Below are 23406 nucleotides of genomic sequence, written 5' to 3' on the forward strand. Positions count from 1 at the left end.
AACTTATAATGATTTAACGCCATCACTTATACCCACATGATAAAATGATGGAGCGTAACCTATGTGCTCTATATATTGCTTAGAAACTTCATTTTCCAATTGTTTTACACTATTTTTATGCACTAAAGCAATTGCGCAACCTCGCGAAACCAAGCACCTGTCATTCTAGCTCCCAATACGCCATCAACTTGCTGAGCTGTTTCTGCTAAAGTATCTAATTCTATCCCTGTAACTTCATAATCTTCTTTTAATGATGCGTGAGATTCATTTAATAACTTTCCAAATTGATTAAAGTTATTTTCTGCTAAAGCTCTATGTGCTTTTTTCGTGCGTTCGTTCTCCGAAACTGCGTGTCTTGCACGACGACGCTTCACTTCATCCTCAATAAGATCTTGATGCTGTTCAAATTGTTCTACTGACAGCTCCCCTAGTGATGCAATATCAAGTGCTTGTTGCAACGAAGCTAATGCCGACTCACATTGTGCTCTACGTTCATTATATTTACTTTCTGTAAGGGAACGTCGCTTGTTTGTATTCATAATTGATATGACATAATCTCCAAATTTAGCAGGTACATAATCAAATTCTAAAGTTGCAGTATCTAGTAATATTGCTTGTTCAGCTTTACCCATACCAATAATAAATTGATCCATAATGCCTGAATTGACACCAATAAATTTATTTTCAACACGCTGTCCTATTTTTATAAGTGCTAATCGTTCTAAATCTAAAGTAAACAACTGCTTAATGAGCCAACCAGTTAATAATTCAATAGACGCTGACGATGATAAACTTGCCCCATTTGGAATATTTCCTTCAACTAAAATGTTGAAACCATGGTCTATGTCAGAGAATTGTTCGCTTAAATATTTAACTACACCTTTAGGATAATTTGCCCAATCATGTGCCGCTTCGAATTCTAATTCATCTAATGTAAATGTAATCATACCAACATCTTCAAAATTATTTGAATAAAGTTGAATAAGTTTATCATCTCGCTTTGTAGCTAGTCCATATGTACCCAACTCAATCGCAGCTGGAAAAACATACCCACCGTTGTAATCCGTATGTTCTCCTATTAAATTAATGCGTCCCGGAGCAAAAGCACTGACTTCAGCCTTAACGCCAAACAAAGTTTCAAACTTATCATGCATGGCTTGTAACATAATAACCCACTCCTTCTATATAAATCACTTTATCTATAATGATATTCTCTTTAGTAAACATAATTAAAGTTTACTTGTTTACTAAATGTTTTGTCAATTAAGATTGTCTTTTTGTTTTAAAAGTATTCCGCTCTTTAAGCTGTGCTTCTACCACGACATGGATGGCAACATGTCTCGTTTTATTAATGCGCTCTTCTGCCATTCGCACTGCAGTTCTACCAAATTCATCTACTGGTATGTGCACACTACTTATAGAAGGCACAGCATATTGTATGACTTCTAAATCATTAAAACTTATCAATTTAACATCTTTTGGAATTGCTATTTTTTCATATTGAATTTGTTGTAATATACCTATAGCAATCATGTCGTTTCCTGCTATAAAAACTTCAGGTAACTGATGCGCATTTAACAATGTTTTTACAGCTTCTTCACCATTTTCTTTTTTCCAACCGTCAATCATAGTTATTTCGCTAATTTGATGTTCAGAGCACCATTCTCTATACGCTTCATATCTAACATCTGTATGATTTGAAAACGGCGTACCGGCTAAATCTCTAATCATATGACTACCACCGATATACGCAATTTGCGTCATGCCTAATGCCTTGATTTCGTTCAATAAGTTGGTCATAGAATAGTGTAAATCTGAGTAGACAGCATCTATTGATTTTGGTGTATTAGGATTGTTAATGACAACTATATTTTTATTATAATCACGTAGTGTATTCAATGCTTCCGTAGAAAAATTACCTACTACGATAATTGCCCCTGCCTTGTCAACATTATATAAATCTAGATTTTTATCGTTACCATCGATTCTAATTGTACGCTTCAAAGACAAATTCAAACGTTTAACTTCAGCCTCTATTGCTAAGCGTATTTCTCTATAATAAGGGTCTGACATTTCTTTAGCTCGAGATGCATAGGTAATGATTTGAATGCTTTTGTTTTTTCTAGCCGATTTTTGATATTGTAGTTCATTTGCAACACGATGAATCCTTTCTCTCGTATCTTTTGAAACTGACAATGTTGGATCATTATTTAATACGCGTGAAACAGTGCCAGGACTTACCTTTGCTTCGCGTGCAATATCTCTTATACTAGCCATATCGAAATTCACCTCTTTAATTGTTTACCATAAGTTTACTTGTATATATCCATTTAATCAATCTGGACCATTTTAAAAATTGTTATAAATATTACAATGGGCAAATTAAAAATCCTTTGCTTTATTCATAAACTGAATCTTTTTTTACATTGAAAAATGCGCTAGAATGGAGAAGTGAATATGAAACGGGGTGTACTCATGCATGAAGATATATTGACCAATCAACCCATTGTACGGTTTGAGAACGGTAAGTTATTAGAAACAAAAGATCATTACGTTACTGAGTTTCCATTAACAATTATGGTAAATGGTGAAGAATTTGCGACTATAATTTGTAGCCCGAACCACTTAGAAGAGCTTGTCTTAGGTTTCCTAGCATCTGAAGGGGCTATTTTTAAAAATGGTGACCTAAAATCTATCCAAATAGATGATAGTAAAGGGTTTGCTCATGTTGAATTGACCAAATCTCTCGGTGAACGTTTCGAATATTCAACGAAACGCATGATTGCGTCTTGTTGTGGTAAAAGTCGAGAGTTTTATTTTCAAAATGACGCGGCAGTCGCAAAGACTTCGATGTCTAAAATTGTGTTAAATCCAACTCAAGTACTCAATATGATGACCCGTTTGCAAAGCGCCAGTAAAATTTTTAAACAAACTGGTGGTCTTCACAATGCCGCAATTAGTGATGGAGATACCTTCTTTGAGCATCGTCAAGATATTGGTCGTCATAATGCATTAGACAAATTATATGGTTATTGTATACAAAGACATATACCTGTACGTAATAAAGTGTTGATATTTAGCGGTCGTATTTCATCAGAAATATTAATCAAAGCTGCGAAAATCGGTGTTGGTGTCATCTTATCGAAATCTGCACCGACGACATTGGCAGTGACACTTGCTCAAGATTTAAATATTACTGCCATAGGATTTATTAGAGATGGTAATTTCAACATTTACAGTCATCCGGAACGTATAACACCTGTTGAATCATACGAGAATTAATTTATAATCTAGACCTTTGCAAAAACAAATTTTTAAATATAAAAAGGACTCATCCATTTGATACGGATGAGTCCTTTTATTTTGAGCCTGAGTATTTATGTCTCAGTTTCTATAATTATATTAATTAACTGTATTTAGCATTTTCTTTTAAAATCTGATAGCAGTAACTTATATATATGTAACCTTGTCGAATATACATTTCCTTAGCACTGTCTTCACCGTCGGCTATTAATATAATCGGTTTCGTATCAGCTATTTCCGCAACAAAAGTTTGCATCATACTGCCAATACCTTGTTTCTGATAACTTTCATCTACACCGAAGCCATCAATTTCCACAGTACATTGTGAAATGATTAAATCCAAAATCCCTACAGGCACATCTGCTTTATATGCGATTACACGAGATTTACTATCTTTATTGAATTGATTGCGAATTACTTCAATACTTTCGTCTGCGTACGCCTTGCCAAAGGGTTCAGCAAATTGACGATAAATTGTAATATAATCTTCTAATGTTTGTTCAGTGACAAACATGACTTTAATTTGATCATTTTCATGTTTTTTTATATTCTGTGACTCAATTGCATAAAGTTCCATTAGTCCTAGTTCAAAATCATATGTTTGAATTTTATCTAACCATTGTTGATCTAAAAGTGTATTCTCAGGAAACGTAAATGCTAAATGATGAGATGCTTGTTTTTTATGCATATCTAATTGAGTTTTCATATCTTGTTCCCAAGATATAATAGAAGGCATTTGTTTATAATCCCATTTATTCACGTCATATACTAAGGGTTCTTCAGGTGTTAGATAGATTGTCTTTAGTGTATCATCGACATAAACATCACCTTGTTGAAATATATCATTCATCGAAATCACCACGATTCAATCACCTACCCTTATATATTTATTTTATTAATTGTTTAAACCGACTATGATTCAGCATAATATTACCAATCAAACTTGCAATAACTGCTTTGACTAAATCCGCAGGCATGAAGACAAGGGATAAAGTCACTGATTTTGAAATCGGTAAATTAGTCATAAGCCCCATAACAATTGTACCTACAATATCTAATAAAATAACACCAAAGATAATTGTTGTACCTAATAATACAGTAAAGTTTATTTTTTTGAAATACAAATCTCTTACTAAACCAATTAGATATGCAATTACTGGATACATGATTAAAAAGCCAGTAGAGGGGCCTGCAAATACACCTATACCGCCACGTCCGCCAGATAATAATGGTAATCCAGTTGCTACAAGTAATAATAATACGATTACACTCAGCGCACCGTATTTACGTCCAAGTAAAATTCCCGCTAAGAAAATCCCTATATTTTGTAAAACGATTGGTACTGGCATAATTGGTAATGGAATCGCTGGCACAAATCCTAATACACCAATAATTGCTGTCATTAAAGCAGTGTATACTAAATATTTTGTCGTCATAGTCAATCCTCCTAATGAAAAAAATTATACCATAAATGTTAACTATTAAAAACAAAAAGTTTACAATATCTTATGTACAATAAAAAAAGCACAACTCAACTGTATTAATCCGTTGAATTGCGCTTTTTTAAAGCTGATCATAATGCTTATTAATTTAACTCATGTATATTAGTTATTTAAAAATTTATCTTTCAAATCTTTTCTCATAAATTCTAAAGTATATGGGTCATTATACCAATAAGTTTCAGCTTGCACTTCAAGCACATTGTCATTTTGAACTGCTTGGTAAGTTATTCCATAGGTTGGTTTTGGCATAGGCTGGTGTTGATTTCCCTTTACTTGTCGAAACAATATAATCGCCAGCATAATCTGCTATTTTTTCTTGTTTCACTTCAGCCCAGCCTTCTTTTTCAACTAAATCATTTAATTTTTCAGGCATTTTAAGTCCAAATGCTTGATACAATACTTCTCCGCCACGACCCCAGTTTGGACCATAACTATATAGTTTTTTCTCGAATTCATCAAAAATTGAAACTGTTGCGTCTTCACCAATTTTATCTTTAATTTCTTTACCGTCTTTTTTAGTTTGCGCTTTCCATTTGTCTTCCCATTCTTTTACTTCATCTTCTTTACCAAGTAACTTACCTAATTCTCTTTGTTGGTCTAAATATTTATGTTTGCCATAATCAAATACGACTGTCGGCGCAATTTTTTTATATTTTTTAATATTTTTGTCAGTAGAATATACAACGATTAGATCTGGTTTCGTTTTTGCTACTTTCTCAACATCATTCTCGCCAACTTTTTCAACATCTTTAAATTTATCTTTAAGGAGGCTACTACTATCGACTTGTTCATTTACTGCAACAATATTTCCACCAAGATATTTAATTCCACCAAGCATATGTAGGAGCAACTACTGCTATACGTTTTGGATCTTTTGGTATATCTATCTTTTTCCCACTATCTAATTTATAAGACTTTGTTTCAGCTTTTGAGTCACTGTCCGAATTATTGCCACATGCTCGCTAAAATAAGCACTAAAGCAATTAACGGAAACAATAATTTTTTCATAAATTTTCCTCCATTGAAAATGATTATCACTACCAATTGATTATATAATGACTAAAGTAAATTTACAATAGTAATCATAAGTATCTTCACATTTTTTAAATAACAAAAAAATACATTTAGACAATTTGTCTAAATGTATTTTAACTGTTTGTTTATATATTTTTAAAAATGATCTAATACACTATGTGCAATGTTCGTATATGCCATATCTTCCATCGGCGGATTGTGTAAACCTGCGCGCATATCTCTATAATAGCGTTGTAATGGTCTTTCCATTTGAAGGCTTTTAGCACCAACAATACGCATAGCAATATCTATAACTTCTAAGCCTTGATTCATTACTAACACTTTACTTGCTGAGGTTTCATTCCATATTTGGCTACCTGAAATCTCATGATTATATAAAGCCGCTGTGCTCCACAAGAAATGGCGCGCAGATAATAATTGCGCTTCCATCTTTCCAATATTTTGTTGCACAGTTGGTATATCACCGATTGTGCCTTCAATACTATTTGGGCTATAATTTTTCGCAAAATCAACAGCATAATCTCTTGTCGCTTGAGCAATACCAAGATACACACTTGGTATATGTAAAATCCAGCCATTCGGTTTTTTACCACCGGCGCCTCTTATTTCAACAAAGTTTTCTTGTGGGATGTGTACATCATTTAATAATAAATCATGACTTTCAGTTGCACGCATACCTATCATGTTCCAATTATCTGCAATTTCTACACCAGGTGTATCTTTTTCGATTAAGAAAAAGCCAACTTGATCGATGTCTTCATAATAAGCACTCACAACAAAATGGGTCAGTCCTTTACTCATTGAAGTAAACGTTTTTACTCCATTAACCACAAATCCATCATCTACTTTAACAGCGTTTGTCGCAGGTCTTCCCCCACGTGTTGGGCTGCCAGTATCAGCTTCACTAACTGCTCGATTTACTAATGCCCCATTTTTCACTGCTTTAGCAAAGCGATCTAGCATATTGGGTTCCCACATTTGTTGTTCATATAACTGGCCTACTACACTTAAATGCCATCCTATAGAAAGTGCAGTCGCTCCATCAATAGATCCTAAATAGCTTTGTATTATAACCATATCTTCAACAGTTGCTCCTTCACCACCGTACGCTTTAGGTAAAGTAAGCAGTGTGTACCCTTCTTTTACTAACCATTCAATATTTTCATAAGGAAAACGCGAATGGATATCATTATATTCCGCTTTCTCTTTAAATTGCGTTTTAACTGTATCTAGTTTTGCAATCCATTTTTCTTGAATATCCGTATGTATTAATGCGGAATAATTCACTTTCATCACCTCATCATTAACTTTACTCCTATTTAAACTTAGTTTAACACTCGCCATTATTGAAAGAAAGCTTTTCAGCAATAAATCCTACTTTACCGATAAGAATTAATATGATACTTTGTATTTATTGACACACTGGGGGAAATTGAATGATTACAGTTAAAAATCTTATACATAAATACAACGAAAACACGATACTTAATGATGTCGGCTTTGCCCAAGAACAAGGCACCGTTACTGCAATTATAGGACCAAGTGGTTCTGGGAAAACAACCTTACTTAGAACGTTAAATGCACTCGCACTTCCTAAATCTGGCACCATTGAAATCGGGGATGAAATTTTTGATGCTCGCACATCATACAAATAAAGATATTGCTAAATTACGTAAAAAATCAGCTATGGTGTTTCAAAATTACAATTTATTTAAAAACAAAACAATACTTGAAAATATCACTTTAGGTTTAATACATGGTCAAAATTACAATACCAAACAAGCTAATGATATTGCCACATCTTATTTAGAGCGCGTGAATTTATTAAATCAAAAAGATAAATACCCTATTCAGCTATCTGGAGGTCAAAGCCAACGTGTAGGTATTATTCGTGCACTTGCGCTCAATCCAAAAGTTCTTTTACTAGATGAACCTACTTCTGCTTTAGACCCTGAATCAATTCAAAGCGTCTTATCTCTGATTAGATCGATTGCTCAAGAAGGTATGACGATGGTACTCGTTACACATGAAATACAATTTGCAAAAGCAATTGCTGATCAAGTTATATTTATTGATGATGGGCAAATCATCCATCGTGGAACGCCACAAGAAGTATTGGAAGATTCAAAATCTGAAAGAATCCATCGCTTTTTAAACAGAGTTGAAACGGAGCGTGACATTTAATGACATTAAAAAGAAGTTTCACATTTTTATTAATGTTAATGATGGTTTCCGTACTAACAGCATGTGGTAATAATGATGCTTCCGATAGTAAATCTCAGAAAAAAGAAGTTAAAGTAGCACTTTCTGCTGAAGTTAATCCACCTTATTTATATACAAATAAAGATAATGAGTTTGTCGGCTTAGATATGGATTATATGAAATTAATTGAAAAGAAATTACCTCAATATGATTTTAAATATGAAGTCGGTGAAGAGGAATCGAATTTAGTTGGGATTGGTTCAGGCAAGTTTGATATGGGAATAAATTGGTTTTTCAAAACACCAGAACGTGAAAAACAGTTTCTCTATCAAGATGAGCCTTACAGTTATGCGCTACCTTTATTAGTTGTAAACAAAGACAACAGTGACATACATAGTTTACAAGATTTACCTGGTAAAAAAATTACTCCTATGGCGCCAAGTGGCGGTTTATATTCTATACTCACACAGTTTAATAAAGACCATAGTTCCAAAATCGACATCAATACAATACAAGAACCTTCAAATGGTGACAATTTAAAAATGGTCAGCCAAGGACGTCGTGATGCCATGTTTTTAAATTGGAACACATATAAAGCAATTCAAGAACAGATAAATGCCGACGTTAAAATAGGAGGTATTGTGAAGAAAGAACCATTACATATCGTTTATAATAAAAAACACCAAAAACTTCACGATGACGTGGATCGCGCAACCCAAGAACTTAAAGATGAAGGCAAATTACAATCACTTTCAAAAAAATATTTTGATATTAATGTTTTTGATGACTTAAGTGAAATCAATGATCAGAAAGATAAATTGGAGGTGACAAACTAATGGGGTCAGTCAATTGGTTAGATTTATTTGGACAAGTGTTGCAACAATTACCTTTAACTTTATTGATGATAATTGTTTCACTCTTTTTCGCAATCATACTTGGTTTTATTTTAGCAATGATTCGTATTAAAAAGACAAAAGTACTTGCTCCTATTGTAAGAGTTTATCTTTCATTTATACGGAGTACACCGTTATTATTACAACTCTTTTTAGTATATTTTGCATTACCACAATTATTGTTACTTATTCATATAGATATTAACCATTTCAGTAGATTGTTTTTTGTTATCTTAGCCTTTACTTTACATACAGGTGCATACCTTTCTGAAATTATCAGAGCAGGTTATCAATCCGTAGATTATAGTCAAATTGAAGCCGGATTAACAATTGGTTTATCTTATCCTAGAATTTTAAAAGATATTATTATACCTCAAGCTTTACGAAATAGCATACCGAATTTAACGACTCAAATCATAGAACTTGTAAAAGATACTTCGTTAGCTTTCACCATTGGTATCATCGATATGATGGGACAAGTCAAACTCATCATTGGAAATAATTACGGACTCGGCATGCTAGAGGTTTACATCGTAATTTCCATCATATATTGGATTATTGCTCTAATTATTCAAGGTACCTTTACTTTAATTGATAAACGAACACAAAAACCATATAGCGTTTAAGGAGGAAAATCATTTTGTCATTCATTTTATATACTATAAGTGAAGTACTTAAAGGCGTACCGAATACAATTATTATTTCCATTGTAGCAATGTTCGTAGGTCTTATTATCGGAACGTTATTTGCGATTATTCGTATCAAACGTGTGCCTGTCTTATCTCAACTTATAATCGTGTATAATTCATTTTTTAGAAGTACACCATTAATCGTTCAATTGTTCATACTATATTATGGAATACCTTCATTTATACTTTTTTTAAATGATCAGTTCTCTTGGACAATCAATCCTGACATATTCTCACCTTTAACGATTGCCTTTATCGTCTTTTCTTTTCATGCCGTAGCGTATCTTTCTGAATCAATTAAAGGCGGTCTTCAATCCGTAGACCAAAATCAAATTGAAGCTTGCGCAAACAGTCGGACTATCAAAATTCAACATTTATAAAGAAATTGTATTACCACAAGCTTTTGCTTATGCATTGCCTAACATAGAAAATCAATTCATTATGTTAATCAAAGGTACTTCCCTAGCATTCGCTGTTCAAGTAACTGAAATTATGGCAGTCAGTCGTGTTATTGCAAATGAAGGTTATCGTTTTATTCCTGTATATACAGTAGCGACTATATTTTATTGGTTGTTAGCAATAATATTAGAGTTCATCTTTGCAAAAATGGAACGTAATACGACGCGTTACTTAAGCGCAAATGCTTCTTAGGTAACGATATCAAACAAAAAAACTGTTTCTGAAATGTTATTTCAGAAACAGTTTTTTATACTTTATTATATTTAAGCTAAACTTTCCATACATTGCGCTTTAAGTTTATAATATTGTTTTACCTTTTTCGGCATTGCGCCATGTTGTAATTCATCTTTAGTAACTATAGGATAGTTTTTAAAAACAACTGAGCCTATATAACCACAAAGTGCACTACCTGATGCACACATGAGTGCCACAATTATTACAGTTAATGCATTATTAAATCCAAACATAACCATAAGCCCTGCAATTGGTGTAGCTGTACCCGTCGCCTCATTTACTAAACCAAACATAGAGATAATTACACCTGAGAGCGCACCACCTACAAAATTGGTTAAATATACTGGTACTGGATTTGCTGTCACAATGTCTGCTTGAGATAAAGGCTCTATTGCAACTGAAATCGTTGTTTTACGATCTCCAAATTTCATACGCTTAAATAATACAAAGTTCATAAACGATGAACCAAATACTGCTAAAGCACCGATAGCCATTGGCGTACCAGTTAATCCTAATAATGCTGTTAATGCCATTGAACTTAAAGGTGCAGTAGCAACAACAGTAATAATACCACCAAGTACAATGCCCATAAGAATAGGACTTGAAGTCGTAGATTCTTTAATGATATTTCCAATTTGTAATAACGTCGCATCTACTAAAGGTGTTGTACCAATAGCAATTAAACGTGTAATAGGCGCGATGACAATAATCGCAGCAATTAAATCAAGCCCATCTGGTAATTTTTGTTCCATCCATTTCATACCGAAACTCGCAATATAAGCCGCAACAAAGCCAGGTAAAAGATCCATACTTCCACATGAGACAGCAATTACAAATGCATAAACTGGAGATACCCCCATAGCTAAAGCTACAAGTCCTGCAGCTGCAACACCGCCAAGTCCTCCAACTGCATCACCCAACTCACCTAAGAATGGAATACCAAACAAGTCACCGCCTACATATTTGTGAAAAGCCTCTACTAGAAATGAAGCAATAGCCGCGTTAGCAAGGGCCCCCATGGCCTTGCCTCCATTTGGTGCTTTACTCGTGAACAATGTAAACAATGCTAAAACAATCCCTAAAAATATGATCCCGATTAATAAATTCATAAAAACACCTTTCCAAACCATTTTGTATGCGCTTTCATTCGACAAATATTAGTATAGCACATTTAATTTGGTTCTCAAATCATATTTTCGTACAATATATAACTATAATTATAAAATTACATTATTCAGAATATTCAAATCTTTTAGACTTACGCACAACCTTATTATCATCAAGCTTTCACACTTTAAAACTGTTCCTGTAAGTTCTCTATAAGTTCATTAATTTTATCACGTTGTGCTTGATTTATATATACTACCACAGTTCTTTCATCTATATTGCTTCTTTTTTTATTTAAAAAATCCATTTTGATAAGCTTTTGCAAAGCCTTCGTTAAATAGTAGGGTTTCAATTCTGAGTATTGAGCAATTTCTTTTGCAGTGACGTCATTTTCTTTACAATTATATAGATAATTTAATATCAGTACTTCTTCATAATTTAGTTTATAGTTCTTTTTCGTTGTTTTAAAAAATTTCCTACCTTGTTGATAAGTTGCAATAAGTTCATTTAGTGACTTGAAATTTTGTTCATTCACAAAACCACTCCTTTTGTTATATCTTGATGTTAATAACTTAATTTTATCCTATTTAACGCCTTTAATTCAATATGCTTAACTATGAAAAATATGAACAATTCCTACTCTTTTTTTAATCTTTTATTTTTATTTTTAAATTTTAGTGGTTCATTCACCCTTTTTATTACTAAAAAAAGACATAGGTATAAAAATTTCAATTATCAAATATCTCTATTTAAAATAATGCATTTTGATATCTTAAATATGTCATAAAAATTCATACAAAAATGCACAGCACGTGTTAGACTATTATCCAACATTTGCTGTGCATTTAAACGATTGCTATTTTAAATGATTGAGTTCAACCATTATTATTTTTTCTTAATATCAATTGTATCTAAGAAGCTTAATGTCGCTAAACCTGATAAATCTAATGCATGTTTAGCACCTGCTTTACCATGTCCTGCTTCAAAGTGTTTAATTGTCGCTACACCTAAAACTGAAATTGTTAAAAGTGATGCAATACGTGATAATCTTTTACTTGCAAAGCTTAAAACGAAAAATACAGCACTTAATGCTTCAAGTGCTCCTGCCAATGGCACTGCATTTGATGGCAAATTAAACACTTCAACAAAAGATTCTTTCATTGACTGGTCACCTTTAAGTTTAGGTTTTGATGCACCATATAATTCCTTAGCTAATTTTAAATTTGTTAAATAACGTAATATCATTATAAACGCTCCTTTTATTTGTTTTCAAAATATTTATCTACAATAGGCTTTACTCGCTCTGCTAATAATTTAATTGTATTGATTGTTTTATCATGTGGCATAGAACCTACAGGTGTATGAAGCATAAAACGAGTAAGACCTAGTGTTTCAATTGTTTCAATTATCTTTTGTGCAACGGTTTCCGGACTTCCAACATACAAAGCGCCATGTGGACCTGCTTCACGATCGAAGCTGTTTTCATCATATGGTGACCAACCCCGTTCTTTGGCTAATATATCATGACTCGCTTTTACCGATGGGAAAAACTCACGTTTAGCCAATTCATCTGTTTCAGCAATATAGCCCCATGAATGCGTAGCAATAGGCAATTCATTTATATTATGTCCGTAAGATCTAGCAATAGATTTGTACATATCTATGTTTCTTCTAAACCTTTTTGGGTCACCGCCAATTATAGCATAAGTTATAGGTAATCCTAATGCTCCTGCTTTTAATGAAGATTCTGGTGTTCCTCCAGTTGCAATCGTAATTGGTAAAGGCCCATGCTCCGCCTTAGGATAAACACTTAAGTTTTCAATAGAAGGTCGTAACTCCCCTTCCCAATTTACAATTTCATGTTTATTAATGGTCATTAATAAATCTATTTTCTCATTAAAGAGTTGTTCATAGTCTTTTAACTCATAACCAAATAATGGAAATGATTCAATAAATGAACCTCTGCCCACCATTATTTCTGCACGTCCATTGGAAACTGCATTTAATGTAGAGAAACGTTCGTAAACTCGAACAGGATCATCTGAAGATAATACTGTTACTGCACTACTCAACTTTATATGCGTTGTATTACGAGCCGCTGTCGCTAACACTGTAACGGGATCAGATACTGCATAATCTGCTCGGTGATGTTCTCCCAAACCATATACATCTAAACCATATTGGTCAGCTGTCTCTATTTCTTCTATTATATTTCTAATTCTTTGTCCATTACTTATAGCCGCTTGTCGTCCACTTTCCATATGAATATCAATATTATCTGCAAATGATGTCAAACCAAGTTCTATTTTCAAATAATCACCTCACAAACTAAGTATAATTTTTATACCTCTATATTAAATACTTCCTTAGAACATGTCAATTTCAATGCTCTAATTCTTTCCTTTCCTATTAAGACGGCTTTTAATTCACATTAACCTTAATTCAATACTTTTTATATAGTCTTTATATAAAGTGTTTTTTCATATATTTAAATAACTAAATTCTCTCATATTTTATTGTTTGTAATTTTCTGTTATTTTACAGCTTTGTAATAAACTGAAGTGCAATTATACACTGTAAATTTTGTAAATATTATATTAACGGGCTTTTAAGCCTTAAACACCCATCTTCCTTTTGTTACATTAAGCACTTTATTATTAGAACTAAATTACAAAACGATAACAAACCCCACAAACAGACATTTTTCTGATAAAGTAATTCTTGTCGTTAAAACAGCGAAAAAAATTATAAATAATGTCTTTAAGAGACTGGGATAAATGATTTACAATTATTAGGAGGAAATTTAACAATGAAAAAAATCGCTACAGCTACTATCGCTACTGCAGGAATCGCTACTTTTGCTTTTGCACAAAATGATGCAGACGCTTCAGAAAATAACAATGGTGGGTATAACCCAAATGATCCAACATCATACAGCTATTCATATACAATAGACCAACAAGGTAACTATGATTACACTTGGCAAGGTAACTGGAACCCAAGCAATTCTGACCAAGGTCACAACAACAATGCTCAAAGCAATAACACTGTCGCTCAAAGCAATAACAGTGGTTATAGCTACAATCAAAACGGTTCTACAGCTACTAACAATAACTCAAACCAATCATATACAACAAATAACCAAGGTACTGGTGGAGGCGGAGCTGTTTCAACTTCTACTTCAAGTAGTAATGTTCAAGTAACAACTACTAGCGCACCATCAAGTTCATCAAACTCAATGGCTAACACTTCAGGTTCATCAAGCAACCTTTACACTTCAGGTCAATGTACATATTATGTATTTGATAAAGTTGGCGGTAAAATTGGTTCTACTTGGGGTAACGCAAACAACTGGGCAAGCGCCGCAGTCGCATCAGGTTACACTGTAAACAACTCACCTTCTCAAGGTTCAATCTTACAATCATCAACTGGCGCAATGGGTCACGTTGCTTATGTTGAAAATGTAAACAGCGACGGTTCAGTTAACGTTTCTGAAATGAACTACGGCCAAGGTGCTTGGCGTTGTTACTTCACGTACAATCTCAGCTAGCCAAGCTTCATCTTACAACTATATTCACTAATAAATGATTTAAATAAAAAAGACAATCCTTATGGGTTGTCTTTTTTTTGCCATTTTTTCTTATGACATTCTACTTATAATATAAAATCATGCATTTTAGTGATTATTCCACTATGTTATGGAATAAGAAAAGGAGTGAGACAGAAATCAAAATTTGATTTCTATCCCACTCCTACTATATAGGGCCAGTCCCTATTTAGGTTTCAGACTTCTAAAGTCTTATATTTTTTAAAACCAATACGCTATCGCTATCCAATATATAAAGGCCATCAAATAAAGTAACGGGAAACTTTCTGAAGCTTTGCCTTTATCCGTTTATATAATACAAATCCACCTACTATGAGTAAAACAACTGAGAAAATAAGTCTTACAATAAACATCGTTTGCAATGAAATTATTGACGTCGGTGCCAACGGTAAAATCGCTAATACGATTGTTAATATAACAATAATAACCGTATAGTAAATTGTATCGCTACTCTTATTTCGATGAGAATTAATCCAAAATATAATAAGTCCAAATATCGTAGTTAGTAAAATTTCATGTATTATCGTTGAACTATCTAACAATTCGGTCTTATAAAGTAATATCGCTACAATATACAATACAAAACCGATTGCAAAATAGATTATAGAAGGAGTTTTTAATTTTTTATCTACATTGAAATATTGATGAATTCCTGATGCCAATAGTAATATCGCTACAATTATCACTAGGTATAACATAGAATCACCTCATCCATAGTTATATATAACCGAATTATATATTTTTAAACTTATAATTCATATTTTATATTAAGATTTATTGTTTTTTCTCTGTTAATTGTATACCTTTAAATCATTTAGTTTATTAGCTTTTTGCTTTTTTAATGCCAATACCTGAAAATCCATAAAAAATTGCGAATATGATACATAGATAACAAGGAACTGCCCAAATAAAGAATTGATCCACCGAAACACCTAACTGTTGTGTATAATAAATGCCTGATGTTCCCCATGGAATAAGTGGAATAATCATTGTACCTGAATCTTCTAGCGTTCTTGATAAATTAGAACGATCTAAATCCATATCATTATACATTTCCATCATTAACACGCCGACCATGATAATGACTATAGATGCCACACCAGCTGCGAGTACCATTATTAGACTACCGATTACAGTCGCTAGTATCAATTGTCCAACGGAATTAATATTTTTAGATATTGTTTTCAAAATAACATCTAAGCAACCAGCTTTTTCAACAATACCTGCGAAAGCATACCCACAAAAAATAGTAACAATGATTTCTGTCATGCTCATCATGCCGCCTTGCTCGACCAAATTAATGGCTCTATCCGATAATTCTCCACCACTTGCGGGTACCATGCCTTTATTAAAACCATCGAAAGTGGACTTAAATCCATCTACAATATTAAATCCATGATTAAATGCGCCAACAATGATTGCACTCAAACTTGAAATAAGCATTGCAGGTACAGTCGATATTTTTAATAATAAACACGTAATAATAATTAATAAGGGAATCCATACAAAAATATTTATATTATAAATTTGAGATAATTCGCTAAGCATTTGATTCACTTGTGATGTATTAGTATTTCCACCAAATTGCCTACCTGCAAAATACCAAACGATTAGGCCGATGATTGATGCTCGGTACAGTCGTCCATATCATTGCTCTTATATGCGCAAAGATATTCACTTTTGTTACTAAAGCTGCTAAATTTGTCGTATCTGAAAGTGGTGACATTTTATCACCAAACACCGCACCTGCAATTATGGCACCTGCTGCCATACCTGGCGTAATATGTAATTGTGTCGCTATAGCCATTAACGCTATGCCCGCAGTAGACGCAGAGCCCCATGCTGTCCCTGTGGCAACTGAAGTAATTGCACATATAATAAATGCAGATACTAAAAATAAATTAGGATTTAAAAATTCTAAGCCATAATAGATCAAAGCCGGAACAGTCCCAGAGTACATCCATGTACCTACGATAATTCCGACTGCTAAAATGATAAAGATAGCCGGCATTGCTGTTGCTAACCGATGTGTGATACCTTCTTCCAAATCTTGCCATTTCAACCCAACACGTCTTGCTATAAATGCGGCATATGCTGACGCTAAAATTAATAAAGCTTGTATTGGAATTTCAAAAACAACAAATCCTGTGATTACAATTATAATCATTACTATTATAGTAGAAATTGATTCTAAAAATGTTGGTTGTCTTGTCATACACAGTCCCCCTATTGTTAGTTCAAATTAATTAAGCCCCAGCTTTTCTTTGCCTAATTCATTAATCGTGAGTCCTTCTTCAAAAAAGTCACGTTCTAAAATAGTAGATGCTAACACGATAATGGCATCAATATTTGGCGTTTCAACCTCAATTTCACGACCAAGACTAGACCATAATACGAGTCCGTATGCAATATCTTCTGTTAAATAACGGTTTTTCACATGATTTGGTCCTTTGATTTGTGAAAATACTGGACTCGTGTTAAACAATCTATTCAGAGGTTCATCTTCGTCTTTTCTTTCTAAATAACCACGTTCAATACGCGCTTCTTTAGCCGGAGATAATTCAAAGCCTAACTTACGTCCTAAAGTTAATCGTTCCAACTCTACGGCGTGCAGTAAACGAACGGTGTGTTTCGTTATGCCTTCTTCATATAATGCAAAGTCATCGGCATAATCGATACGTCCTACATTGAGTAATGTTGGACCTGGATGCACTTCTGGATTCCCGTTCTCAAGATTTGTTTTCCAAAGACTTTCCTCTTTGACAACATATGGGTATAGCGATTCAATCTTGTCAAAGCTGTCACTTAAATGTTCTTTATCATAAGTTGAAAAATGTACTTTTCTTACATTTAATGATAAGTCCACGTGAGCTTCATCAAAATTCACTCTCGTCCCATAAGTTAATGTGTTCACTTCAGCAAATATCGGCATAACTTCTATACGCATATCTTCTAAGACGTTCATAAATCGAATCGAAGCCATTGCCGCCGCCATATTAAAGAATATTAATTGCTTATCATTAATAAATGGCGCCATCGTACGCGCATAGTGTTCAATAAATGTAGACGGTATAATGACTTGAATGACTTCTGCATCACTAACAACATATTCCATATCATCACTGATATCAGTAAATTCGATAAACGTTTCTTCCCCTTCATTATTAAACGTAAATCCGCCTTGTGCTATTGCCTTGTCAAACTTATCAATAGATTGATTTCGACAATATAACTTCACCTCATGTCCTTTATGCTTCATATCTAATGCTGCTGTAACAGCACCATTCCCTGATCCTACGATTGCTATCTTCATAAATACCCTTCTTTCTCTAATGATTTGTATGTATGAGTGTTTTAAACATTACTATAATGTATATCCAATTTAGATTTCTTATAAACACTGGTATTCAACCTTTACTAATTGCATTATATTCATTTGTTTCATCCAATTAAATGTACGACGTTTTAAAATGCTCACTTTTCCAATTTTTTAATTGTAAAATTAAATTGTAGCCTTTAAAATTAAATACCAATCAACAATAATATTTGTTATAGTTATGCTAATAAGAGAGGCGTGATTCATATGGATGAACAATATAATACAAACCAATCTTCTACAGTAATAAATCAAGAACCAAGTAGCGACGATAGATTAATGGGAACTTTAATCTATGTGCTAAGTTTTTTCACTTCGTTAATAGCACCACTTATTATTTGGCTTATTAAACGTGAAGATTCACCATTCATTGACAAGGCTGGTAAAAATTACTTCAACTTTTTACTTTCTTATATGATTTGGTTAATCGTTGCTCAATAGCGATGTTTATCATAATAGGCTTTATCTTATTCCCTATTATAGCTATTTTGAATTTCATATTTACTATCGTAGTCGCTGTAAAAGCATATAATGGAGAAGACTATTTACCACCACTTTCAATTAGATTTTTCAAATAAAACGAATCTAAATTTTGTGACTTATTACAACTCTTGTAATACAAATTAGTTATTTTGAATGTTAATTTATTGTAAAACCTTATACCACAGCTCTTTACAAACTATTACGAGCCGATACCTTTCTGTAACCTCACATGTCGTTTATTACAACGATATGTGAGGTTTTTTTAATTGTTTTACAAAAGCGTAACAAACCACACAAACCTAAATTCATCTGTTAGAGTATTACTTGTCGTTGAAAGCAAAGCGAAAAATAAAAACATTAACTTTAAAGACTATCGAACGAATAACATAAATAATAAATATAAAGAACGAACAAATTTGGGAGGATTTTTTAATTATGAATAAATTAGTAACAGCAACAACTATCACAGCAGGTATTGGCGCGGCAATCGTAGGATTAGATCAAGGAAATGAAGCAAGTGCGACAGAACAAACTCAACAAACAAACCAAACTACTACACAAGAAACTGCAAGCTCAAGTGCTAACTTATACACTTCAGGTCAATGTACTTGGTATGTATTTGATAAAGTAGGCGGAGGTATCGGTTCTACTTGGGGCAATGCAAATAACTGGGCGTCAGCGGCTTCATCTGCAGGCTACACAGTTAACAACTCTCCAGAAGCTGGATCAATCTTACAATCATCTGAAGGACCAATGGGCCACGTTGCATACGTTGAAAATGTAAACAGTGACGGTTCAGTAAATGTTTCAGAAATGAATTATAGCGGCGGACCTTACTCTGTAAGTGAACGTACTATCTCTGCTGGTGAAGCAAGTTCATATAACTACATCCACGTTAACTAATATTCGCTACTACAATATAAATTAGAATAACAGGATTTAGAACATTATAGAGTGTCAACAAAGTCTAAAACTTTGTTGACACTTTTTTTATGCACACTTTTCGCGGACGCTACCTCAACCTATAGTCTTCAATTCGTGCTTTATTAACTAGTCAAGCGTCCAAGCAAACCACTGCCTTTTTAAAACAATATACTCAATTATTCAGACATATCGATTGATTGAACATTTATAAATGTTCACCACATCAAAGTAATTAAGCAAGACAACACGCGCTATAATTAAAACGAATCTAAAAATTCAGTATTAAGTGCTCAATATTTTTAGATTATTTTTAATATTGCAGTATAATAGAATATTTGAGAAAATAAGAGCGTTTGGTGAAAAAGGAGGCACAACGATGCAATGGTTTAAAGTTATACTTGTCGGGCTTATAGAAATATTATGGGTCACTGGCTTAAATACTGCTGATTCATTACTTAGTTGGATTGGTACGATTATCATTATTATTATAAGTTTCTTTCTTGTTATTTCTGCGTGTAAATCATTACCCGTTGGCACGGTTTACGCCGTATTCGTAGGTATTGGCGCAGTTGGTACTGTTTTAGTGGATATGTTATTTTTCGGTGATCCTTTTAACTTTATGAAAATCATCTTAATTATACTATTGGTAATAGGTATTATCGGTCTAAAATTAACTACAGAGGAGGCTGAAAACTAATGGCTTGGTTTATTTTACTTATTGCGGGGCTATTAGAAGTAGTCGGTGTAGTCATATTAAATGAAATTACACGCACTAAAAAGAAATCTTTAGTAGTCTTATTAGCAATTGCTTTTATCTGTAGTTTTAGCACGCTCAAAGTAGCAATGAATGACATTCCTATGGGAACTGCTTATGCAATTTGGAGTGGCATCGGTACTGGCGGTGGCACACTTGTAGGTATGTTGATATACAATGAATCTAAAAATGCAAAACGTATATTCTTTATTGGCTTGATTATTCTTTCAATTGTAGGCTTAAAGCTTATAAGTTAGAAAAACAAATAATAAAAAGATACTTTCTAAATCATGATATTAAAATAAAAGCAATAATCCACTGTTTAACAATGGATTATTGCTTTTTTTGAGAATGGCTATGTTTGACTTATATACATTAAAATATATAAATAAGTAACATAGAAATCGCTTTCTATTGCTTTTTAGGCATTATATAAAAAGTTCACCCAACTATTTCTTTAATAAATATAATAATTTGTTTAGTGCTTTGAAATTTACTATACTAAATATACAATGGAGGGATTATACATGGTAAAAGTTTATATCGCAGGTCCAGTACCCGAAGTAGGTTTTGACTTGTTAAAAGATCAAGGTTATGAGGTTGAAATGTATGAAGGCGAAGGTATCATTGATAAAGATACTTTAAAGCAAGGGGTTAAAGATGCTCGATGCATTAATTAGTCTTTTGTCTACCAACGTAGATAAAGAAGTAATTGATGCCGGTAGCAATTTAAAAATCGTCGCAAACTATGGTGCAGGTTTTAATAACGTAGATGTAGCCTATGCTCGTCAAAAAGACATTGACGTTACAAACACACCAAAAGCTTCAACAAATTCTACAGCTGAATTAACTTTTGCGCTCGTACTTGCAGTTGCAAGACGTATCGCTGAAGGTGATAAATTATGCCGTACAACTGGCTTCGATGGCTGGGCGCCACTGTTCTTCCGTGGCAGAGAAGTTTCTGGTAAAACGATTGGTATTATTGGCTTAGGTGAAATTGGTGTCGCTGTAGCAAGACGTGCCAAAGCATTTGATATGAATGTGCTTTATACTGGCCCTAACCAAAAAGTCGATAAAGAACGTGAAATCGGCGCCAAGTATGTAGACTTAGAAACTTTATTAAAAAATGCAGATTTTGTAACAATTAACGCCGCATATAATCCAGATTTACATCATCAAATTGACACTGAACAATTTAAAATGATGAAGCCAACGAGTTATTTAATTAATGCTTCGAGAGGCCCTATCGTCCATGAACAAGCTTTAGTACAAGCTTTAAAAGATAAAGAAATTGAGGGCGCAGCTTTAGATGTTTTCGAATTTGAACCAGAAATAAATGACGAGTTGAAATCACTAGACAATGTAGTACTCACACCACATATTGGTAATGCGACATTTGAATCTCGTGATATGATGTCTAAAATTGTTGCGAATGACACAATTAGTAAGCTAAATGATAAAAAACCTAAGTTTTTAGTAAATTAACAAATGAGTTACTAAAAGTTTAGTTCTAAATACTTAGTACAAATTAAAGCACCCATCCATTAAAAATATGGATGGGTGCTTTCTATTGAAATATACCAAGTTTATTTACTTTTGGATTTATATAAAAATTTAGTTTGGTTCGTAACTAACTTATTAGGCAAAGCTTTTGCAACGCCATTTCTTACAGTTACAACCAGTTTATTACTACGTTGTGCGAGCTTACCTATTTTTCTAGAACGTTTAATTACTTTTTTAGTATGTTTTACACGTAATTTATCATAGCGTTGTAACGCCTCATCAAACGAATATGACTCAAGACAATTTGCTAAGACAATGGCGTCTTCCATTGCTTGTCCTGCCCCTTGTCCCATGTTTGGTGTCGTTGCATGCGCCGCATCACCAAGTAAAATAGCACGTTGATAAACAAAGGTTTTCAGTGGTTTTAGATCATAAATATCATTTAGTAAAATATCTGTTTCGCTTTGTTTATCTAATACGGCTCTTACTTCATTTGGAAAACGGTTAAATCTGGCTTGTAAATGAGGTTTACCATAGGTTTTCATTTTACTATCTTTTTCTTTCGCATTAATAGAAATAAACCAATAGGCTTGGTTGTTTAATAAGGGAACTATACCTACTCTACCCTTTGGCGACCAATACTCTTTAGCAATTTGAGCATCTTTAATATCCACATCTTCTACTAATCCTCTAAATACCGTATAGCCTTGATATTCAGGCTTACTATTAGGTTCAACCGTATTTCTTATCTTAGAATGTACACCATCTGCACCAATACATAAGTCAAATGCTTCTTCTTGTTGTGTATCAAAATGTATAGTCACTTTTAAATCGCCATTATCAATATGAGTCACAAAATGATTTGTATAGATTGCTGTGTCTGGTACATAAGATTGAATAACATCTATTAAATCTTGACGAGACATTGTTAAGTTCACCGTATTCTTTTTTAACTTCACTTTGGATAGCAAGTTATTTTTATCATCTCGCACTTCCATCGTATCAGTAATTTGCCCGACATTTTTAATGCCTTTTGCTAAATCATGCTTTCCTAATTTTTCAATAACGTTACCACCGATGCCGATGCCCGCGCCTATTTCAGCTACTTCCTTATTTTTTTCAAATACTTTGACATCATGTCCTTGTTCAATTAATAATGCCGCAGTTGTTAATCCACCAATGCCCGCGCCAACTATAGCTATTTTCATTTTCAATTCACTCCAAATTTTCCTAGTCTATTCAATATTAACACTTTTGCAAAACTATATATTAATAAGTCCTTTGATATTAACTTAAGTATTGGCAATAAGTCATCACACAAAAAAGATAACAAAC

17 protein-coding genes and 8 pseudogenes are annotated in these 23406 nt (G+C 33.3%); 11 read left to right on the forward strand and 14 right to left on the reverse strand.

What is annotated here, in order from left to right; all coding sequences use genetic code 11:
• Positions 1 to 3: 3 nt before the first annotated feature.
• Positions 4 to 1166: pseudogene (locus tag ABLV90_RS14990) on the reverse strand (galactokinase).
• 97 nt (positions 1167 to 1263) lie between these two features.
• Positions 1264 to 2277, reverse strand: coding sequence for a LacI family DNA-binding transcriptional regulator (locus tag ABLV90_RS14995; protein WP_427706701.1), 1014 nt, complete (start codon positions 2275 to 2277; stop codon positions 1264 to 1266).
• A 198-nt stretch (positions 2278 to 2475) separates the two neighbouring features.
• Between ABLV90_RS14995 and fdhD the strand changes: the two genes are divergently transcribed.
• A complete protein-coding gene (gene fdhD / locus ABLV90_RS15000; protein WP_427707046.1) occupies positions 2476 to 3282 on the forward strand; it encodes a formate dehydrogenase accessory sulfurtransferase FdhD in 807 nt (268 codons plus the stop codon).
• A 124-nt stretch (positions 3283 to 3406) separates the two neighbouring features.
• Here the strand turns inward: fdhD and ABLV90_RS15005 are convergent, their stop codons facing one another.
• From ABLV90_RS15005 to ABLV90_RS15020, 4 genes and pseudogenes are all read right to left on the reverse strand, one after another.
• A complete protein-coding gene (locus ABLV90_RS15005; protein ID WP_427706699.1) occupies positions 3407 to 4153 on the reverse strand; it encodes a GNAT family N-acetyltransferase in 747 nt (248 codons plus the stop codon).
• Positions 4154 to 4190: 37 nt separating this feature from the next.
• Complete coding sequence (locus tag ABLV90_RS15010; protein WP_046465852.1) at positions 4191 to 4739, reverse strand: biotin transporter BioY; 549 nt, start codon at positions 4737 to 4739, stop codon at positions 4191 to 4193.
• A gap of 168 nt (positions 4740 to 4907) precedes the next feature.
• A pseudogene (locus ABLV90_RS15015) lies at positions 4908 to 5813 on the reverse strand (ABC transporter substrate-binding protein).
• Positions 5814 to 5975: 162 nt separating this feature from the next.
• The gene (locus tag ABLV90_RS15020; protein ID WP_460872889.1) at positions 5976 to 7133 is read right to left on the reverse strand and encodes an acyl-CoA dehydrogenase family protein; all 1158 of its coding nucleotides are present in this window, start codon (positions 7131 to 7133) and stop codon (positions 5976 to 5978) included.
• 143 nt (positions 7134 to 7276) lie between these two features.
• Between ABLV90_RS15020 and ABLV90_RS15025 the strand changes: the two are divergent.
• From ABLV90_RS15025 to ABLV90_RS15040, 4 genes and pseudogenes are all read left to right on the forward strand, one after another.
• Positions 7277 to 8024: pseudogene (locus ABLV90_RS15025) on the forward strand (amino acid ABC transporter ATP-binding protein).
• Positions 8024 to 8878, forward strand: a complete 855-nt coding sequence (locus tag ABLV90_RS15030) for an amino acid ABC transporter substrate-binding protein (protein ID WP_427706692.1) — start codon at positions 8024 to 8026, stop codon at positions 8876 to 8878. The pseudogene ABLV90_RS15025 and the gene ABLV90_RS15030 overlap by 1 nt, the downstream one beginning before the upstream one ends.
• Entirely contained in the window at positions 8878 to 9561 is a 684-nt protein-coding gene (locus ABLV90_RS15035; protein ID WP_285323755.1) for an amino acid ABC transporter permease, read from the forward strand. The genes ABLV90_RS15030 and ABLV90_RS15035 overlap by 1 nt, the downstream gene beginning before the upstream one ends.
• Positions 9562 to 9575: 14 nt before the next feature.
• Positions 9576 to 10275 (forward strand): annotated as a pseudogene (locus tag ABLV90_RS15040) (amino acid ABC transporter permease).
• 71 nt (positions 10276 to 10346) lie between these two features.
• Here the strand turns inward: ABLV90_RS15040 and ABLV90_RS15045 are convergent.
• From ABLV90_RS15045 to ABLV90_RS15060, 4 genes are all read right to left on the reverse strand, one after another.
• Positions 10347 to 11426, reverse strand: coding sequence for a PTS sugar transporter subunit IIC (locus ABLV90_RS15045; protein WP_460872840.1), 1080 nt, complete (start codon positions 11424 to 11426; stop codon positions 10347 to 10349).
• Between the two features lie 185 nt (positions 11427 to 11611).
• Positions 11612 to 11959, reverse strand: coding sequence for a transcriptional regulator, SarA/Rot family (locus ABLV90_RS15050; RefSeq protein WP_046465860.1), 348 nt, complete (start codon positions 11957 to 11959; stop codon positions 11612 to 11614).
• A 350-nt stretch (positions 11960 to 12309) separates the two neighbouring features.
• A complete protein-coding gene (locus ABLV90_RS15055) occupies positions 12310 to 12669 on the reverse strand; it encodes a hypothetical protein (RefSeq protein ID WP_460872841.1) in 360 nt (119 codons plus the stop codon).
• 14 nt (positions 12670 to 12683) lie between these two features.
• The gene (locus ABLV90_RS15060) at positions 12684 to 13736 is read right to left on the reverse strand and encodes an LLM class flavin-dependent oxidoreductase (protein WP_460872842.1); all 1053 of its coding nucleotides are present in this window, start codon (positions 13734 to 13736) and stop codon (positions 12684 to 12686) included.
• 497 nt (positions 13737 to 14233) lie between these two features.
• Between ABLV90_RS15060 and ABLV90_RS15065 the strand changes: the two are divergent.
• A pseudogene (locus ABLV90_RS15065) lies at positions 14234 to 15005 on the forward strand (CHAP domain-containing protein).
• A gap of 268 nt (positions 15006 to 15273) precedes the next feature.
• Here ABLV90_RS15065 and ABLV90_RS15070 read toward each other — a convergent pair.
• The 3 genes and pseudogenes from ABLV90_RS15070 to ABLV90_RS15080 all read right to left on the reverse strand — a co-directional run bounded on the left by ABLV90_RS15070 (position 15274) and on the right by ABLV90_RS15080 (position 18344).
• A complete protein-coding gene (locus tag ABLV90_RS15070; RefSeq protein WP_427706682.1) occupies positions 15274 to 15729 on the reverse strand; it encodes a hypothetical protein in 456 nt (151 codons plus the stop codon).
• Between the two features lie 124 nt (positions 15730 to 15853).
• Positions 15854 to 17246: pseudogene (nhaC, locus tag ABLV90_RS15075) on the reverse strand (Na+/H+ antiporter NhaC).
• A 27-nt stretch (positions 17247 to 17273) separates the two neighbouring features.
• On the reverse strand, positions 17274 to 18344 hold the full coding sequence (locus tag ABLV90_RS15080; RefSeq protein ID WP_427706677.1) for an NAD/NADP octopine/nopaline dehydrogenase family protein: 1071 nt from the start codon (positions 18342 to 18344) through the stop codon (positions 17274 to 17276).
• 384 nt (positions 18345 to 18728) lie between these two features.
• Between ABLV90_RS15080 and ABLV90_RS15085 the strand changes: the two are divergent.
• The 5 genes and pseudogenes from ABLV90_RS15085 (at position 18729) to ABLV90_RS15105 (ending at position 22053) form a co-directional block, all read left to right on the forward strand.
• Positions 18729 to 18985: pseudogene (locus ABLV90_RS15085) on the forward strand (DUF4870 domain-containing protein).
• 340 nt (positions 18986 to 19325) lie between these two features.
• Entirely contained in the window at positions 19326 to 19793 is a 468-nt protein-coding gene (locus ABLV90_RS15090) for a CHAP domain-containing protein (protein WP_460872843.1), read from the forward strand.
• A 397-nt stretch (positions 19794 to 20190) separates the two neighbouring features.
• Positions 20191 to 20511 (forward strand): DMT family transporter, encoded by a 321-nt coding sequence (locus ABLV90_RS15095; protein ID WP_460872844.1) that lies wholly within the window; start codon positions 20191 to 20193, stop codon positions 20509 to 20511.
• Positions 20511 to 20825: a DMT family transporter gene (locus ABLV90_RS15100; RefSeq protein WP_069817616.1), complete on the forward strand. Its 315-nt coding sequence runs from the start codon at positions 20511 to 20513 to the stop codon at positions 20823 to 20825. The genes ABLV90_RS15095 and ABLV90_RS15100 overlap by 1 nt, the downstream gene beginning before the upstream one ends.
• Before the next feature lie 270 nt (positions 20826 to 21095).
• A pseudogene (locus ABLV90_RS15105) lies at positions 21096 to 22053 on the forward strand (2-hydroxyacid dehydrogenase family protein).
• 101 nt (positions 22054 to 22154) lie between these two features.
• On the opposite strand, the gene ABLV90_RS15110 reads toward ABLV90_RS15105, so the two are convergent.
• Entirely contained in the window at positions 22155 to 23279 is a 1125-nt protein-coding gene (locus tag ABLV90_RS15110) for an FAD-dependent monooxygenase (protein ID WP_427706673.1), read from the reverse strand.
• Positions 23280 to 23406 lie beyond the last annotated feature (127 nt).

Origin of the sequence: Staphylococcus sp. 2S1, from assembly GCF_046721335.1 — a bacterium.
In the GTDB taxonomy this organism is placed as follows: Bacteria; Bacillota; Bacilli; order Staphylococcales; family Staphylococcaceae; genus Staphylococcus; species Staphylococcus equorum_A.

What these genes read in the sequence shown, in the direction of transcription:
- ABLV90_RS14995 (WP_427706701.1), bottom strand. Translation starts at nt 2,277, where the DNA reads ATGGCTAGTATAAGAGATATTGCACGCGAAGCAAAGGTAAGTCCTGGC.
- fdhD (WP_427707046.1), top strand. Translation starts at nt 2,476, where the DNA reads ATGCATGAAGATATATTGACCAATCAACCCATTGTACGGTTTGAGAAC.
- ABLV90_RS15005 (WP_427706699.1), bottom strand. Translation starts at nt 4,153, where the DNA reads ATGAATGATATATTTCAACAAGGTGATGTTTATGTCGATGATACACTA.
- ABLV90_RS15010 (WP_046465852.1), bottom strand. Translation starts at nt 4,739, where the DNA reads ATGACGACAAAATATTTAGTATACACTGCTTTAATGACAGCAATTATT.
- ABLV90_RS15020 (WP_460872889.1), bottom strand. Translation starts at nt 7,133, where the DNA reads ATGAAAGTGAATTATTCCGCATTAATACATACGGATATTCAAGAAAAA.
- ABLV90_RS15030 (WP_427706692.1), top strand. Translation starts at nt 8,024, where the DNA reads ATGACATTAAAAAGAAGTTTCACATTTTTATTAATGTTAATGATGGTT.
- ABLV90_RS15035 (WP_285323755.1), top strand. Translation starts at nt 8,878, where the DNA reads ATGGGGTCAGTCAATTGGTTAGATTTATTTGGACAAGTGTTGCAACAA.
- ABLV90_RS15045 (WP_460872840.1), bottom strand. Translation starts at nt 11,426, where the DNA reads ATGAATTTATTAATCGGGATCATATTTTTAGGGATTGTTTTAGCATTG.
- ABLV90_RS15055 (WP_460872841.1), bottom strand. Translation starts at nt 12,669, where the DNA reads ATGATATTACGTTATTTAACAAATTTAAAATTAGCTAAGGAATTATAT.
- ABLV90_RS15070 (WP_427706682.1), bottom strand. Translation starts at nt 15,729, where the DNA reads ATGTTATACCTAGTGATAATTGTAGCGATATTACTATTGGCATCAGGA.
- ABLV90_RS15080 (WP_427706677.1), bottom strand. Translation starts at nt 18,344, where the DNA reads ATGAAGATAGCAATCGTAGGATCAGGGAATGGTGCTGTTACAGCAGCA.
- ABLV90_RS15090 (WP_460872843.1), top strand. Translation starts at nt 19,326, where the DNA reads ATGAATAAATTAGTAACAGCAACAACTATCACAGCAGGTATTGGCGCG.
- ABLV90_RS15095 (WP_460872844.1), top strand. Translation starts at nt 20,191, where the DNA reads ATGCAATGGTTTAAAGTTATACTTGTCGGGCTTATAGAAATATTATGG.
- ABLV90_RS15100 (WP_069817616.1), top strand. Translation starts at nt 20,511, where the DNA reads ATGGCTTGGTTTATTTTACTTATTGCGGGGCTATTAGAAGTAGTCGGT.
- ABLV90_RS15110 (WP_427706673.1), bottom strand. Translation starts at nt 23,279, where the DNA reads ATGAAAATAGCTATAGTTGGCGCGGGCATTGGTGGATTAACAACTGCG.